Genomic DNA, 15,113 nt, shown 5'->3' on the forward strand with positions numbered 1-15,113 from the left:
TGGCTTCAGTCCCTTACTTGTTCGCCAGCTCAGCGGCCTTGTCGGCACCGGAGTCCATGGTGTCGGCCTGAATGACCAGCGGGTGGTTGGCCTCGGCGAGGATCCGGCGGCCTTCGTCGACGTTGTTGCCGTCGAGACGCACGACCAGCGGCTTGTTGGCCTCGTCACCCAGGATCTTCAGCGCGTTGACGATGCCGTTGGCCACCGCGTCGCACGCCGTGATTCCACCGAAGACGTTGACGAACACGCTCTTGACCTGATCGTCGTTGAGGATGACGTCCAGGCCCGCGGCCATCACCTCGGCCGAGGCACCACCACCGATGTCGAGGAAGTTGGCGGGTTTGACGCCGCCGTGCTTCTCACCGGCGTAGGCGACCACGTCCAGCGTGGACATGACCAGTCCGGCGCCGTTGCCGATGATGCCGACCTGGCCGTCGAGCTTGACGTAGTTGAGGTCGTTCTCCTTGGCCTTGAGCTCGAGCGGATCGGTGGCGTCCTTGTCCTCGAACTCGGCGTGGCCTTCCTGACGGAAGTCGGCGTTGGCGTCCAGGGTGACCTTGCCGTCCAGCGCCAGGATCTGATCGTCGGGAGTGCGCACCAACGGGTTCACCTCGACCAGCGTGGCGTCCTCGGCGACGAAGACGTCCCACAGCTTGGCGATGGTGACCGCGGCCGCGTCGAGGACCTCGGCGGGCAGGTGGCCCTTCTCGGCGATCTCCCGGGCGAAGGCCTCGTCGACACCCTTGGTCGCGTCGACGGGCACCTTGGCCAGCCGGTCGGGCTTGGTGGCGGCGACCTCTTCGATCTCCATGCCGCCTTCGACCGAGCACATGGCCAGGTAGGTGCGGTTGGCGCGATCGAGCAGGAAGGAGATGTAGTACTCCTCGGCGATGTCGCTGGCCTCGGCCACCAACAGCTTCTTGACGACGTGGCCCTTGATGTCGAGGCCGAGGATGTTCTGCGCGTGGGTGAACGCGTCGTCGGGGGTGGCGGCGTACTTCACACCACCGGCCTTGCCGCGGCCACCAACCTTGACCTGCGCCTTGACCATGACCGGCTTGCCGATCTCCTCGGCGATCGCCTTGGCGTCCTCGGCGGTGTCGGTCACCCGTCCGGGCGTCGTGGGTACGTTGTGCTTGGCGAACAGTTCTTTCGCCTGATACTCGAAGAGGTCCATGGACTCCGAAACATTCTGTCTGTCTGCGGGTGGAAACTTGCGGCCCGACGGGCTCGTGAGGAACTGTAACGACATGGGCGGAGACGCTTGTTACCGCCCACCGCTCATGTGGTCGATCTCACCGCACTCGCGGTGGTGATTCAAGTCACATTCGTGAGGTGATCCAGCGTTCGGGTTGCCGCTCGGATTGGAATTTGGTTAACGTCCACTGGTCTAAGTAACGGTCTGATCACGACGACAAGGACTTTTCAGGTTGCCTCAGCATCGCTCGCCTCGGCCCTTCGAAGCCGTCGCGACGCCTGGTCCGGGCGAGATCACCGACATCATTCCGTTCAACGAGTTCGGTCCGATCGACGAAGTCTCGGACCTCGATGTGCTCCCCCACGCGGCGTTCGACCGCGAAGCGCAGGTGATGCACGCACCCGAACTCGACGACCTGACCGACACCGACGACCTCACCCCGCTCCAACTGGCCGTACCCGCGGAGTTCCAGGCCTCGTCGGCACGCTCGTCGAGCCGCGCCTACCGCGACAGCCACACCGACCTCAGTGACGGTTTCGCCAAGACGGACGTCATCGACATGCGCGGACGGCGCGGCGCACACCGCAAACAGGAAGTGCCGGTCAAGGGCCGCCTGATGGTTGCGGCCATGGCCGTCGGCGCGACCGCCGCCGGCGCGTACACGGTCACCAACAGTGCGCAGAAGGCCCCGGCCGACACCGTGCTGGCCTCCGAGGCAACGCTGACGGTCGCCGGAGCCGCTTCCGGGTCGACGGACGGCATGCAGATCGTCACCGTCGCTCCGGCCGCCTCCTCGTCGGTGCACGCGGAGGAGATCACCAAGGCCGCCGCGTTCGCCCAGGAGCGTGCCGAGCGCGAGGCGCGTCTGGTCCGGCCGCAGTACGCCATGCCGACCCGCGGCATGTGGACGTCGGGCTTCGGTTACCGCTGGGGTGTGCTGCACGCCGGCATCGACATCGCCAATGCGATTGGCACGCCGATCGTCGCCGCCGCCGACGGCGTCGTCATCGCTGCGGGCGCCGAGGGCGGCTACGGCAACCTGGTGAAGCTGCGTCATTCCGACGGCACCGTCACTCTCTACGGGCACAACAGCTCGATCCTGGTCAACGTGGGCGACCGTGTGATGGCCGGCGACCAGATCGCCAAGATGGGCAACACCGGCAACTCGACGGGCCCGCACCTGCACTTCGAGGTGCACCTCGGCGGCACCCGGGTCGACCCGATCGGCTGGCTGTCCAAGCGGGGGTTGGCCCCCGGCAGCTACTTTGGCTGAGTGGCCCGCGACGATCACCCGTCCGCCGACCCCGGCGAACCCGACGCGCAAACCCGCATCCTGCGGCGCGCCCCGCTGAGTCCCGAGCCCGAACCCGCCACCGGCATCATCCGTCGTCATCCGACGGGAGAGATTCCCGTCCCAGCCGCCGACGAGCGCTCGCGCGAGGAGCATCGGACCGACGAGCGCTCGCGCGAGGAGCATCGGACCGACGAGCCGGCCACCACTCTCGTCCCACCCGTAACCGTCGAGCCCCCGTCGCCGGCGCATCCGTGGGCGGCGATCACCACCACGGTGGTCAGCATCCTGTCCGGTTGGGCGACGGCGGTGATCGCGACCGACCTGATCACCGGGTGGTGGGGCACCGACCCGTTGTTCTGCGTGGCGATGGGTTTTCTCACCGCGATCTCGTCGGCAGCAAACATCACCGGGCTGATCATGATGCTGCTCCGGCAACGGACGGGTCGGTTGCTGGTGATCGTCGGCGCCGTGGTGGCGTTGCTGATGTTCACCGGACTGTTCGTGGCGGGCGCCGACCTGCCCGGTGCGGTCTACGCGCTGCCGCTGCTGCCGGTGGCGACCGTCGGGCTCGCAGCGCTCCCCCAGACCGGCCGATGGGCCCGCAACTAGGTGTCGACGACGGCGGCGACCGCTTCGATCTCGACCAGTTGGTCGTCGTACCCGAGCACCGTCACCCCGAGCAGCGTGCTGGGGACGTCGTGTGCGCCGAACGCATCGCGGACCACCTCCCAGGCTGTGACCAGGTCCCGCTGCTCGGTGGAGGCGACGAGCACCCGGGTGCTGATCACGTCCTGCAGGGTGGCGCCGGCATCGGCGAGTGCCCGCGTCAGCGTCTCGATGCACTTGGCAGCCTGTCCGCCGTAGTCGCCGATCGCCGCGGTGGTCCCGTCCTCGTTGAGCGGGCAGGCACCCGCCAGGAAAATCAGGCGTGCGTCGGCAGGGGCCGTGGCGGCGTAGGCGTACTCGGCGACGTCGGACAGGGTGGACGAGCGAATGAGCCGGACAGCAGTAGGCATGTGGTGATCTTGACCTCTCCGCCGCGGACTCCGCTACAGCTTTGTCAGCGGCGCGTGGTTGTGCATCAGCTTGACTCGGCCGGCGCTGCCGAAGTCGATCAGCGACATCGCCGACTCGCCGACGCCGGAGACCTCCTCGACGCGGCCGAGGCCGTACTTGTCGTGTGTGACGCGGTCGCCGGGCTCGAGCACCAGCAGCGGGCGCTTGCCGGCCGGTGACCGGGTCGGCGCCGGGCGCGGTGTCCCGTAGCGTCCCGCGTTGCCGACCGGAGCGGAGAAGCGCGACTGCGGCGCCTCGGTGCGCCGCCAGTCGAGAAGCTCCTGCGGGATCTCCCGCAGGAACCGCGACTCCGGGTTGAGCATCGGCTGACCCCACGACGAGCGCACCTTCGCTCGGCTCAGGTACAGCCGCCGGCGGGCGCGGGTGATGCCCACATAGGCCAGCCGCCGTTCCTCCGACAGCTCGACGGGGTCGCCGAGTGCGCGCATGTGGGGGAACATGCCGTCTTCCCAGCCGGTCACGAACACGATCGGGAACTCGAGGCCCTTTGCGGTGTGCAGCGTCATCATCGTGACCACGCCGGCACCGTGCTCGGGGATGTCGTCGGCGTCGGCGACCAGCGACACCCGCTCGAGGAACGATGCGAGCACGCCGGTGTCGGGGATGTCCTCGTCCTGCGGCTCCTCTTCGGCCAGCGCCCTCGCGTTGGCCAGATCGGTGGCGAATTCGTGTGCCACCGAGACCAATTCGTTGAGGTTGTCGAGCCGGGCCAGATCCTGGGGGTCGTTGCTGGACTCGAGTTCGGCGCGGTATCCGGTGCGGGCGAGGACCGTCTCGACGAGCTCACCGAGATCTCCGTCGAGGCCGCCGCGCAGTTCGTCGAGCAAGTCGACGAAGCCCTTGATCGCCTTCTCGGAGCGGGTGTTGAGCATCGGCACCTTGCCCTCGGCAGCCGCGAGGAGGGCATCGTTGAAGTTGAGCCCGGTGTTCTCCGCATAGACCGCCACGCACGCCTCGGCGCGGTCACCGATGCCGCGGCGCGGGGTGTTCAGGATGCGCCGCATGCTCACCGAGTCGCCGGGGTTGTCGAGCACCCGCAGGTAGGCGACGATGTCGCGAATCTCCCTGCGCTCGTAGAAGCGCACCCCGCCGACGACCTTGTACGGGATCCCGGCGCGGATGAACACCTCTTCGATGGCGCGGGAGGAGTTGTTTGTGCGGTAGAACACCGCGACGTCGTTGTAGCTGAAGCCGTCACCGGCGTCGGCGAGAGCGTCGATCTCCTGGGCGATGAACCGGGCTTCGTCGTGCTCGTTCTCCGCGACGTAGCCGACGATCAGCTCACCTTCGCCGGCGTCGGTCCACAGCCGCTTCTCGCGCCGGCCGGTGTTGCGGGCGATCACCGCGTTGGCGGCGTTGAGGATGGTCTGGGTGGACCGGTAGTTCTGCTCGAGCAGAATCGTTGTGGCGTTGGGGAAGTCGCGTTCGAAGTCCTCGATGTTGCGGATCGTGGCGCCGCGGAACGCGTAGATGGACTGGTCGGCGTCACCGACCACACACAGCTCGGCGGGGGGCACCGCGTCGACGTCCTCCGTCCCCACGAGTTCGCGCACCAGGACGTACTGGGCGTGGTTGGTGTCCTGGTACTCGTCGACGAGGATGTGCCGGAACCGGCGGCGGTAGTACTGCGCGATCTGCGGGAACGCCTGCAACACCGCGACGGTCTCGCCGATCAGGTCGTCGAAGTCCAGCGCGTTGGCCGCACGCAACCGGCGCTGGTATTCGCCGTAGACCTCGGCGATGATCCGCGCGAGGTCGTCGGCAGCCTCGGAGGCTTCCGCCGCCGCCTGCTCGGGACCGATGAGCTCGTTCTTCAGGTTGGAGATGCCGTTGGCCAGCAGGCGCGGGGAGTGCTTCTTGGTGTCGAGCCCCATGTCCTTGCCGATCATCAGCAGCAGGCGGCGGGAGTCGTCGGCGTCGTAGATCGAGAAGTTGGAGTTCAACCCGGGCAGCAGCGAGGCCTGGTTGCGCAGGATCCGCACGCACGTGGAATGGAACGTCGACACCCACATGTTCCGGGCGCGCGGTCCGACCAGCGCGGCGACCCGTTCACGCATCTCGGCGGCGGCCTTGTTGGTGAACGTGATGGCCAGCACCTGGCCCACACCGACGTCACGCGCCGCCAGCAGGTAGGCGATGCGGCGGGTCAGCACCGCGGTCTTGCCGGAGCCGGCGCCGGCGACGATCAGCAGCGGTGAGCCTTCATGCAGGACGGCTTGGCGCTGCTGCGGATTCAGACCTTCGAGCAACTCGTCGGTGCCGGTGGCCGGGTAGAGCGAAGTCATATCGTTACCAACCTACCGCTGCCCGGTGACACTCTTTGCGCTGGCACGGCGGGTAGTGGCACACTCGACGCGTGCTTCGTGCGCAGCAGCGATTTATCGGCGGGTACCGGCCAGCGGTACCCGTGGTGTAGCTGCTTCCCTTGCGCCCCGCGGTCCGCTCCGGCGATCCGGGGCTCGTCTCTTGTGAGGCCCGAATCTCCGATCAGACCCGGCCTTCACGACGAGAATCCCGAGGACCACGAGATGACGACGGAGACCACGCAGGTGCCCGATATCGACGAGTTGCGCAAAGAGATCGACCGCCTCGACGCCGAGATCCTCGCGGCGGTCAAACGCCGCACCGAGGTGTCGCAGATGATCGGTAAAGCCCGGATGGCCTCCGGCGGCACCCGTCTGGTGCACAGCCGGGAGATGAAGGTCATCGAGCGGTACAGCGAGCTGGGTCCCGAGGGCAAGGACCTCGCGATGCTGCTGCTGCGGCTGGGCCGCGGCCGCCTCGGTTACTGATCACCCCGCCGCGGGCGGCTTGAGCGCGTCCATCAGCCACGGCGTCAGCCACTCCACTGCCTCCGGTGTCGGGTGGACGCCGTCGCTGCGCAGCCGGATGCCGTCGACCCGGGTCTGGTAGTAGCCGTTCGGGCTGAGCTTGCGGTTGAGGTCGAGGACCGACGCGTTCGGATGCTCGGCGACCACGCTGCGCAGCAACTCATTCCACCGCTCCACCCGCTTGGGCTGGTCCTCGGGGTACAGACTGCCGTCGGGCTTCTCGGCGCGCCGGTTGTACGGTTCGGTGGTCGCGACGATGCGGGCGCCCGTGGACCCGAGGATGTCCAGCGCGCGACGCAGCTCGGCGCGCAGATACGCGTCGTAGCCGGGCTCGCCGATGTGGGTCCAGCGGCCTTCGTTCATCCGGTCGACGACCTCCCAGCGGCCGACCACCAGAAGCACGACGTCGGGTTGGGCGTGGCTGATGCGTTGGGCCCACCGGCTGGGCCACGCGTCGCACTCGGGCTTCTGGTTGAGTTCCTGGCCGACGTATTCGTAGGGTCCGCCGCGGGCGATGCCGCAGCCGATCGTGGTGTAGTCGGCGAACTCCATCCCGGGGGTCTCGGGCAGATAGCGCATCAGCGTCCACGCGATCGAATCGCCGAACACCGCCACCTGCAGATCGCCGGCGGCTCGCGCCCGGGCCGGCCTGGTCACCGCCACCGGCACTTCGGGGGCGACCAGCGCGGCGGAGTCGATCAGCGGATCCGGCGTCCGGTGCGGCGCCGTTCCGGGCGGCATGACCGTCAGCGTGACGACAGCCGCGGTCGCAGCCGTCGCGGCGGCCAGCGGCAGCATCGGCACCAGTCGGGGCCGCCATTCACGGATCGGCTGTTCGATCAGCCACCACGAGACCGCGGCGACGGCGATGGTCGCTGCGCAGCGCAGCGCGAACAGTTGCCACCCTTCGCTGGCGGTGCGTTCGCCGTTGAGCACCAGGAAGATCGGCCAGTGCCACAGATAGACGCCGTAGGAGATCGCACCGAGGCCGACCAGTGGCGGCAGGGAGAGCACCTTCGCGACCGGGCCGTCCTGGGCGATGGCCACGGGGCCGATCACCAGCACTGCTCCGACGGCGACGACGAGCAGCAGCCCGCTGCGGAACTCCTCGGCGCTACCGGTGGCGAAGCGCGCCGCGGTCACCAGGATCATCAGCCCGACAACCGGCAGCAGCCGGGCCGCCCAGCGGGCCCAGCGGCTACGCAGGATCTCCAGGCCTGCGGTCAAGCCTCGCCAGTCCCGCACCAGCAGGGCCGCCGCGGCGGCACCGATGAGCAGTGCCTGCGCGCGGGTGTCGGTGCCGAAGTAGACGCGGCTGAGGGTCTCCTCGGTGGTGAACCACATCGTGGCCGCCGCCGACGCAAGGCAGCCGACCGTGGCGATCACCAGCACCGCGATTCGCACCGCGCGTGCCGACAGCGGCACCCCGCGGCGGTAGGCCAGTGCGGCCAGCCCGGCCACCACGGCAGCCAGCAGCAGCGGCCACAGCACGTAGTACTGCTCTTCCACACCGAGCGACCAGGTGTGCTGCAGCGGCGACGGCGGAGCGCCCTGGGAGAAGTAGTCGGTCCGGTCGGCGACGAAGACCCAGTTCGACACCCAGAAGAACGCGGCGACCGCCTCCGTGCGCAGACCGGCCGTCGACTCCGTCGCGAACAGGTCGCGCACCATCACCACGGTCAGGACCATGACCAGCAAGGCGGGCAGCAGGCGGCGAGCGCGTCGGATCCAGAAGCCCTTCAACCCGATTCGCCCCGTGCGGCCGATCTCGTCGATCAGCAGCGACGTGATCAGGAAGCCGCTGAGCACGAAGAACACGTCGACGCCGAGGAAGCCGCCGGAGAATCCGGCCACTCCGCCATGGGCGAGCAGGACCAGGCCGACCGCCAGCGCCCGCACCCCGTCGAGCGCCGGAATGGCCTGGCCGGGACCGACATACTGGCGCGGCCCCACACGGATCGGCGCCGCACTCACGGCTGTCACGTCCCGGGGCCCTCCTTCTCCGACTACGAGCAAGGAAGTCTATGGGCGCAGCAGAGTCGATTCGGGGAGGCGCGCTGCGGTATTCCGCGCGAGCAGTCCTGCAATACCCCCTATGTGCGCACATAGTGGGGGTTTTGCAGGACTGCTCGCGGGGAGAACCCGGACTAGTTCGTCACGTCGGCGGGCCGACTAGTTCGTCACGTCGGCGGGCCGACTAGTTCGTCAGCGCGATGTACTTGGTTTCCAGGTACTCCTCGATGCCCTCGGTGCCGCCCTCGCGCCCGAAGCCGGATTCCTTGATGCCGCCGAACGGTGCGGCCGCATCCGAGATGACGCCGCGGTTGATGCCGACGATCCCGGATTCCAGTGCTTCGGCGACGCGCAGCGCACGGTCCAGCGACTGCGTGTAGACGTAGGCCGCCAACCCGTACTCGGTGTCGTTGGCCGCGGCGATGCCTTCGTCTTCGGTGTCGAAGCCGGTGATCGGCGCGACGGGTCCGAAGACCTCTTCTTTGAGGATGCGGGCGTCGGCGGGCACGTCGGTCAGCACGGTGGCCGGGTAGAAGTTGCCGGGTCCGGCCGGTGCGACGCCGCCGATGGCGACGGTCGCTCCGCGGGAGACGGCGTCGGAGACCAGCTCGGTGACGGTGGAGACCTGTTTGGCGTTGATGAGCGGGCCGAGCTTCGAGGATTCGTCGAGGCCCTTGCCGAGCGTGAAGTCGCTCAGCCGCTTGACGAGCTTGTCGGTGAACTCCTCGCGGACCGCGTTGGCGACGTGGAACCGGTTGGCCGCGGTGCAGGCCTCGCCGCCGTTGCGCATCTTGGCCAGCACGGCACCGTCCACGGCGGCGTCGACGTCGGCGTCGTCGAACACGATGAACGGCGCGTTGCCGCCGAGCTCCATCGACGTCCGCAGCAGCTTGTCGGCCGACTGCTTGACCAGCGCCTTACCCACGCCGGTGGAGCCGGTGAACGTGAGCTTGCGCAGCCGGCCGTCGTTGACCAGCGTCTCGGTGACCGGTCCGGGGCTACTGGTCGGCAGCACCGACAGCACACCCTTGGGCAGCCCGGCCTCGTCCATCAGCTTGGCCAGCAGCAGCATCGTCAGCGGAGTCTCTTGGGCGGGTTTGACGATCATCGTGCAGCCGGCGGCGAACGCGGGCCCCATCTTGCGGGTGCCCATCGCCAGCGGGAAGTTCCACGGCGTGATCGCGTAACAGGGGCCGACGGGCTGCTTGGTCACCAAGATGCGGCCGGTCCCGCCCGGGCTGTGGGTGTAACGCCCCTCGATGCGGACCGCCTCTTCGGCGAACCAGCGGAAGAACTCCGCGCCGTAAGTCACCTCACCCTTGCTCTCCGCGAGCACCTTGCCCATCTCCAGCGTCATCAACGTCGCAATGTCCTCGGCGCGATCGGTGATCGCCTCGAAGACCGACCGCAGGATCTCCCCACGCTTGCGCGCCGGCGTCGCCGCCCACTCGGCCTGCACCGCGCAGGCCGCGTCGAGTGCGGCGGCGGCGTCCTCGGCGGTGGCATCGGCGACGGCGGTCAACACTTCGTCGTCGCTGGGGTCGAGCACGTTGAACGTCGACTTGCCTTCGCGCTCCTCACCGCCGATCCACAGGCCGGTGGGAACTGACTTCAATAACGTCGCGGTGTCCATATCCACGTCATACACCTTCCCCTACGCGATCGCACTAGTGTTCTGCACATGGGCTCTGACATCACCGCCACACCCGAATGGCAGGCGCTGTCCCGCCACCACGACGACATCCGCGCCAAGCACCTGCGCGATCTGTTCGACGAAGATCCCAGCCGCGGCACGGAGTTGGCGGTCACGGTCGGCGACCTTTACATCGACTACAGCAAGCACCGCGTCACGCGGGAGACGTTGCGGCTCCTCACGGATCTCGCGCGGGCCGCCGATCTGGCTGCCAAGCGCGACGCGATGTTCACCGGGGCGCATATCAACACCTCCGAGGACCGGGCGGTGCTGCACACCGCGCTGCGCTTGCCGCGGGATGCGGCGTTGTCGGTGGATGGCCAGGACGTGGTCGCCGACGTGCATGACGTGCTCGACCGGATGGGCGATTTCACCGACCGGTTGCGTAGCGGTGAATGGCAGGGTGCGACGGGCCAACGCATCACCACCGTGGTCAACATCGGCATCGGTGGCTCGGACCTGGGTCCGGTGATGGTGTACCAGGCGCTGCGGCACTACGCCGACGCCGGCATCTCGGCCCGGTTCGTGTCGAACGTCGATCCGGCCGACCTGGTCGCCACCCTCGACGGACTCGACCCCGCCACAACGCTTTTCGTGATCGCGTCCAAGACGTTCTCCACCCTGGAGACGCTGACCAACGCGACCGCGGCCCGTCACTGGCTCACCGACGCACTCGGTGATGACGCGGTGTCGAAGCACTTCGTCGCGGTGTCCACCAACGCCAAATTGGTGGCCGAGTTCGGTATCGACACCGAGAACATGTTCGGCTTCTGGGACTGGGTGGGCGGCCGGTACTCGGTGGACTCGGCCATCGGGCTGTCGGTGATGGCCGCCATCGGCCGGGAACGTTTCGCCGAGTTCCTCGAGGGCTTCCGACTGGTCGACGACCATTTCCGGACTGCGCCGCTGGAGGCCAACGCTCCGGTCCTGCTGGGGATGATCGGGCTCTGGTACAACAACTTCTTCGGCGCCGAAACCCGTGCGGTGCTGCCGTATTCGAACGACCTGGCACGCTTCGCGGCGTACCTGCAGCAGCTGACGATGGAATCCAACGGCAAGTCGGTGCGCGCCGACGGCTCGCCGGTCACCTCCGACACCGGCGAGATCTTCTGGGGTGAGCCGGGCACCAACGGCCAGCATGCGTTCTACCAGCTGCTGCACCAGGGCACCCGGCTGGTACCCGCGGACTTCATCGGGTTCAGCGAACCCACCGACGACCTGGCCACCGCCGACGGCACCGGCAGCATGCACGACCTGCTGATGAGCAATTTCTTCGCGCAGACGCAGGTGCTGGCGTTCGGCAAGACGGCCGAAGAGATTGCCGCCGAGGGGACTTCGGCCGACGTCGTACCGCACAAGGTGATGCCCGGCAACCGGCCCAGCACCTCGATCCTGGCGACCAAGTTGACGCCGTCGACGGTGGGTCAGTTGATCGCGCTCTACGAACACCAGGTGTTCGTCGAAGGTGTCATCTGGGGCATCGACTCGTTCGACCAGTGGGGGGTCGAGCTCGGCAAGACGCAGGCGAAAGCGCTGCTGCCCGTCCTCACCGACGCCGAAGCCCCTGCGCAGCAGTCGGATTCGTCGACGGATGCCCTGGTGCGTAAGTACCGAGCGCAGCGCGGACGCAGCGCCTGACTCAGCGCGCGGCGCGTGCCTGGATGAACGAACGCACACCCAAGGCCAGGTACACCAGCAACAGCACGAACATGATGGTGCTGGTGATCACGGCAGCGGGCCGTTCGGCGGTGCCGGCGAAGACGTCGCCGAGCCCGAACACGTTGCGCAGCGCACCGAGCGCAGCCAAGAGTGCGATCGCCAGCGCGGCGTGCATCGCGTGCTGACGCGTCCGGTCGGAACGACGTCCGATCAACGCGGCGATCAGCAGCAGCACTCCGACGAATGCCGGGATCAGAGCGGTGATGCTGGCCGCGCCGCTGACGATGTAGGCGATCACGCCGGTCGCAACGAGCAGTCCTCCGGTCCAGATGGTCAGGGAGAGCATCGCATTCCTTTCTACGGCTACGGCTGACCACACTACCGGCGACGCGGCGCGGGCCTTCAGGCGTCGGGGTCCGGCCGGGTCCACCCCAGGATCATCGCGGGCAGGCATCCGCCGATGAGCAACACGGTGATGGTCATCAGGCCACCGGCGTAGGCGATGTTGCCGTCGCCGAAGTCGGTGAGGACCGAGCCGATGATCAGATAGAAGATGGGCAGCAGCATCAGGTTCTGCGTGACCGTCAGACCGATGGATCGGGCGTTGTTGCGTTGGGCCAGTTCGAATTCGTCGAGAGTGACCAACGGAGCGTCACCCTGGCGCCCCGAGACGATCTGCAACATCAGCCACAGCACGAAGAAGACGACGGTGGCGGGTACCCAGATCAAGGCCAACTCGCGCAGGCCGAAGGCGCACACGATGCTGACTCCGGCCATGACCGCGAACGTCAGCGCGAGGCCGACGACCAGCATCCGGCGGCGCCGCTGGGTCCGCCACGTCGGCAGCCAATTGGCGTATGCCTGTTCGTATTTCAGGAAGCGCTCGGCACGGCGCTGCTGGTAGCGGTCGACGATGCTGGTGGCGTTCGGCATGAGCGGGCTCCTCAGTTTCGGGTGGTCTTGCGGTAGAGCTCGGCCGACAACGGGGTGAAGGGTTCGCGCGAGAACACGGCCTCCACCGGCAACTCGAAGACGTCGCAGATGCGAAACGCCAGATCGAGGCTCGGGTAGTGGTCGCCTCGTTCCAGTGCCCCGACGGTCTGCGGGTTGACGTCGATGAGCTCCGCGAGTTGCGCCCGGGACATCTTGCGCTCGGCGCGCAGGACCCCGATGCGGTTGTGGATGGGGCGCTTCTCTCCCCGCCTGACAGGACTCACCTAACCAAGTGTTGGGAAAACCCAATGATCTGTCAAGGAATCCAATTGAATCGTCAGGCGAAACGATGCGTGAACCGGGGCGGCAGAACCTTCAGCAACTCCACCAGCGGCCACCACGGCCATCCCGGTACGACAGCTCGGCCCTTCTCCTTCTCGATGGCCGCGACGAGCGCCCGCACCCCGGTCTCGTTGTCCACCATCAGCATCGTCGTGTTCGACTTGGCGGTCATCTCGGACTCGATGTAGCCGGGTTCGATCACCGTGACCTTGATCGGCCCCGACGCGTGTTCGGCGCGCAGGGACTGCCCCAGCGAGCTCAGTCCGGCTTTGCTCGCGCAGTACGCCGCCTTGTGGCCGGGCAGGCCGACGTTGCCCAGCACCGAGGAGATGAGCACCAGGTGTCCCCCACCGGCGGCCGTGAACATCTCCACCGCGGTCTCGATCTGCACGAGTGCGGCGATCAGGTTCGTCTCGATGGTGGCTTTGTTGGCCCACGACTTGCCGCCGCCGAGCGGGTAGCCTTTGCCGATGCCGGCGTTGACGACGACGCGGTCGATGCCACCGAGCTCGTCGCGCAGCGCGCCGAACACCTTCGGCACCTCGTCATGGTCGTTGACGTCGAGCGCGGCGACGGCGACCTTGATGCCCGGATAGCGCCCCGTCAGCTCGGCCTTGAGCTCCTCGAGCCGGTCGGTGCGCCGCGCACACAACGCCAGATCGCGGCCCTTCGCCGCAAACGCGCGGGCCATGCCCGCACCCAGCCCGGAGCTCGCGCCGGTGATCAAGATCTTCTGCCGAGTCATGGCGGCAGGATAGCCGCGGCGCTACTTGAGCAGGCGGGACATGCGGCGGTCGGCGAGTACCTTGCCACCGGTCTGACACGTCGGGCAGTACTGGAACGACTTGTCGGCGAACGACACCTCTCGCACGGTGTCCCCGCACACCGGGCACGGCAGACCGGTGCGGGCGTGCACCCGCAGACCCGAGCGCTTCTCCCCCTTCAGCGTCGCGGCCTGCTGTCCGACCAGGCGCGTGACCGCGTCGGTGAGCACCGAAATCATCGCGTTGTGCAGATCGGCGAGTTGGGCGTCGGAGAGCTTGTTGGCCGTCGCGAACGGCGACAGCTTCGCCACGTGCAGGATCTCGTCGCTGTAGGCGTTGCCGATACCGGCGATCGTCTTCTGGTCGGTGATGACGGTCTTGATCCGGCCCGTCTGTGTCACCAGCACCTCGGCCAACGCGTCCGGTGTCAGGGACAACGCGTCGGGCCCGAGCGCGGCGATCTGCGGCACGCTCATCGGATCATCGACCAGCCAGACCGCCAGTCGCTTCTGCGTGCCGGCCTCGGTCAGATCGAAACCCGGTCCTTCGCCGGGCGTACCCAGGTGCACGCGCAGCGCGATCGGGCCCTTGCCCGGCCGAAGTGGTGCGGCCGCGAGTTTCTCCGACCACCGCAGCCATCCCGCCCGCGACAAGTGGGTGATCAGATACCTTTCGCCGGCGCGCAGGCCCAGGTACTTGCCCCACCGCTCGGCGCCGGTGACCTGCGTTCCGTGCAGCGCCGTGGTCGGCGGGTCGAACGTCTTGAGCACCGACAGGGCGGCGACGTCGACGCGACCGACGGTCAGACCGACCGCATGACGGCGCAGATGATCGGCGAGCGCTTCGACCTCGGGCAGCTCCGGCATACCACTCAGTGTGCCCTGATGATCAGCGACAGCGCCCAGCTCACGATCGACAACACGATGGCCGCCCAGATCGCGGTCCACCAGAAGTCGTCGATCGCCAGGCCCCAACGGGTGGTGTGTTCGGTGATCCACGCGGTCAGCCACAGCATCAGCGCGTTGACGACGACGTGGAACAGTCCGAGCGTGAGGATGTAGAGCGGGATCGACAGGACCTGCACGACGGGTTTGATGAATGCGTTGACCAGACCGAAGACCACCGCGACGACGAAGATGACGCCGACCCGGGTGGCGGCGCTGTCGCCGCCGACGAAGCTTATACCCGGCACGAGCAGCGTCACCACCCACAGCGCGAGTCCGGTCAGTGCAGCACGCAGCAGAAACGGTGTCATCAGAACATAATCGCCCGACATTCCGCCCCGGCGGACTAGAACACGTTCTAGTAT

The 15,113-nt window shown here is 67.6% G+C and carries 15 protein-coding genes and 1 pseudogene; 4 read left to right on the top strand and 12 right to left on the bottom strand.

All coding sequences use genetic code 11. From position 1 onward, the window contains the following. Window positions 1-13: 13 nt before the first annotated feature. Window positions 14-1,177 carry an ADP-forming succinate--CoA ligase subunit beta gene (sucC, locus tag ACAG25_RS18615; protein ID WP_370489953.1) on the bottom strand — a complete coding sequence of 388 codons (1,164 nt, stop codon included), beginning with the start codon at window positions 1,175-1,177 and terminating at the stop codon, window positions 14-16. A 253-nt stretch (window positions 1,178-1,430) separates the two neighbouring features. Between sucC and ACAG25_RS18620 the strand changes: the two genes are divergently transcribed. Further along, a complete protein-coding gene (locus tag ACAG25_RS18620) occupies window positions 1,431-2,471 on the top strand; it encodes a M23 family metallopeptidase (protein ID WP_370489954.1) in 1,041 nt (346 codons plus the stop codon). Continuing rightward, entirely contained in the window at window positions 2,472-3,101 is a 630-nt protein-coding gene (locus ACAG25_RS18625; RefSeq protein WP_370489955.1) for a hypothetical protein, read from the top strand. Here ACAG25_RS18625 and ACAG25_RS18630 read toward each other — a convergent pair. Both ACAG25_RS18630 and pcrA read right to left on the bottom strand, forming a co-directional pair. Beyond that, a complete protein-coding gene (locus ACAG25_RS18630) occupies window positions 3,098-3,508 on the bottom strand; it encodes a RidA family protein (protein WP_370489956.1) in 411 nt (136 codons plus the stop codon). The genes ACAG25_RS18625 and ACAG25_RS18630 overlap by 4 nt on opposite strands. Before the next feature lie 33 nt (window positions 3,509-3,541). Continuing rightward, the gene (gene pcrA, locus ACAG25_RS18635; protein ID WP_370489957.1) at window positions 3,542-5,854 is read right to left on the bottom strand and encodes a DNA helicase PcrA; all 2,313 of its coding nucleotides are present in this window, start codon (window positions 5,852-5,854) and stop codon (window positions 3,542-3,544) included. Window positions 5,855-6,037: 183 nt separating this feature from the next. Here pcrA and ACAG25_RS18640 point away from each other — a divergent pair, with 183 nt between their 5' ends. Next, window positions 6,038-6,361, top strand: a complete 324-nt coding sequence (locus tag ACAG25_RS18640) for a chorismate mutase (protein ID WP_370489958.1) — start codon at window positions 6,038-6,040, stop codon at window positions 6,359-6,361. On the opposite strand, the gene ACAG25_RS18645 is transcribed toward ACAG25_RS18640, so the two are convergent. Continuing rightward, the gene (locus tag ACAG25_RS18645) at window positions 6,362-8,383 is read right to left on the bottom strand and encodes an acyltransferase family protein (RefSeq protein ID WP_370489959.1); all 2,022 of its coding nucleotides are present in this window, start codon (window positions 8,381-8,383) and stop codon (window positions 6,362-6,364) included. Window positions 8,384-8,597: 214 nt separating this feature from the next. Next, window positions 8,598-10,046, bottom strand: coding sequence for an NAD-dependent succinate-semialdehyde dehydrogenase (locus tag ACAG25_RS18650; RefSeq protein ID WP_370489997.1), 1,449 nt, complete (start codon window positions 10,044-10,046; stop codon window positions 8,598-8,600). A 48-nt stretch (window positions 10,047-10,094) separates the two neighbouring features. Between ACAG25_RS18650 and pgi the strand changes: the two genes are divergently transcribed. After that, the gene (gene pgi, locus ACAG25_RS18655; protein WP_370489960.1) at window positions 10,095-11,744 is read left to right on the top strand and encodes a glucose-6-phosphate isomerase; all 1,650 of its coding nucleotides are present in this window, start codon (window positions 10,095-10,097) and stop codon (window positions 11,742-11,744) included. 1 nt (window position 11,745) lies between these two features. On the opposite strand, the gene ACAG25_RS18660 is transcribed toward pgi, so the two are convergent. The 7 genes and pseudogenes from ACAG25_RS18660 to ACAG25_RS18690 all read right to left on the bottom strand — a co-directional run bounded on the left by ACAG25_RS18660 (window position 11,746) and on the right by ACAG25_RS18690 (window position 15,059). Beyond that, entirely contained in the window at window positions 11,746-12,111 is a 366-nt protein-coding gene (locus tag ACAG25_RS18660) for a hypothetical protein (protein WP_370489961.1), read from the bottom strand. A 56-nt stretch (window positions 12,112-12,167) separates the two neighbouring features. Next, the gene (locus ACAG25_RS18665; RefSeq protein ID WP_370489962.1) at window positions 12,168-12,698 is read right to left on the bottom strand and encodes a hypothetical protein; all 531 of its coding nucleotides are present in this window, start codon (window positions 12,696-12,698) and stop codon (window positions 12,168-12,170) included. A gap of 11 nt (window positions 12,699-12,709) precedes the next feature. Beyond that, on the bottom strand, window positions 12,710-12,982 hold the full coding sequence (locus ACAG25_RS18670) for a helix-turn-helix transcriptional regulator (RefSeq protein WP_370489963.1): 273 nt from the start codon (window positions 12,980-12,982) through the stop codon (window positions 12,710-12,712). Between the two features lie 53 nt (window positions 12,983-13,035). Continuing rightward, the gene (locus ACAG25_RS18675; protein WP_370489964.1) at window positions 13,036-13,785 is read right to left on the bottom strand and encodes an SDR family oxidoreductase; all 750 of its coding nucleotides are present in this window, start codon (window positions 13,783-13,785) and stop codon (window positions 13,036-13,038) included. A gap of 21 nt (window positions 13,786-13,806) precedes the next feature. Next, window positions 13,807-14,280, bottom strand: coding sequence for a zinc finger domain-containing protein (locus ACAG25_RS18680; RefSeq protein ID WP_370489998.1), 474 nt, complete (start codon window positions 14,278-14,280; stop codon window positions 13,807-13,809). 147 nt (window positions 14,281-14,427) lie between these two features. After that, window positions 14,428-14,670, bottom strand: a pseudogene (locus tag ACAG25_RS18685) (DNA-formamidopyrimidine glycosylase family protein); the annotation flags it as partial. A 5-nt stretch (window positions 14,671-14,675) separates the two neighbouring features. After that, a complete protein-coding gene (locus ACAG25_RS18690; protein ID WP_370489965.1) occupies window positions 14,676-15,059 on the bottom strand; it encodes a phage holin family protein in 384 nt (127 codons plus the stop codon). Window positions 15,060-15,113 lie beyond the last annotated feature (54 nt).

The organism is Mycobacterium sp. pV006, assembly GCF_041287115.1.
In the GTDB taxonomy this organism is placed as follows: domain Bacteria; phylum Actinomycetota; class Actinomycetes; order Mycobacteriales; family Mycobacteriaceae; genus Mycobacterium.

Excerpts from the sequence above, each read along its gene's own strand:
- ACAG25_RS18690 (WP_370489965.1), bottom strand. The coding sequence starts at position 15,059 with ATGACACCGTTTCTGCTGCGTGCTGCACTGACCGGACTCGCGCTGTGG.
- sucC (WP_370489953.1), bottom strand. The coding sequence starts at position 1,177 with ATGGACCTCTTCGAGTATCAGGCGAAAGAACTGTTCGCCAAGCACAAC.
- ACAG25_RS18630 (WP_370489956.1), bottom strand. The coding sequence starts at position 3,508 with ATGCCTACTGCTGTCCGGCTCATTCGCTCGTCCACCCTGTCCGACGTC.
- pcrA (WP_370489957.1), bottom strand. The coding sequence starts at position 5,854 with ATGACTTCGCTCTACCCGGCCACCGGCACCGACGAGTTGCTCGAAGGT.
- ACAG25_RS18650 (WP_370489997.1), bottom strand. The coding sequence starts at position 10,046 with ATGGACACCGCGACGTTATTGAAGTCAGTTCCCACCGGCCTGTGGATC.
- ACAG25_RS18680 (WP_370489998.1), bottom strand. The coding sequence starts at position 14,280 with ATGAGCGTGCCGCAGATCGCCGCGCTCGGGCCCGACGCGTTGTCCCTG.
- ACAG25_RS18660 (WP_370489961.1), bottom strand. The coding sequence starts at position 12,111 with ATGCTCTCCCTGACCATCTGGACCGGAGGACTGCTCGTTGCGACCGGC.
- ACAG25_RS18675 (WP_370489964.1), bottom strand. The coding sequence starts at position 13,785 with ATGACTCGGCAGAAGATCTTGATCACCGGCGCGAGCTCCGGGCTGGGT.
- pgi (WP_370489960.1), top strand. The coding sequence starts at position 10,095 with ATGGGCTCTGACATCACCGCCACACCCGAATGGCAGGCGCTGTCCCGC.
- ACAG25_RS18665 (WP_370489962.1), bottom strand. The coding sequence starts at position 12,698 with ATGCCGAACGCCACCAGCATCGTCGACCGCTACCAGCAGCGCCGTGCC.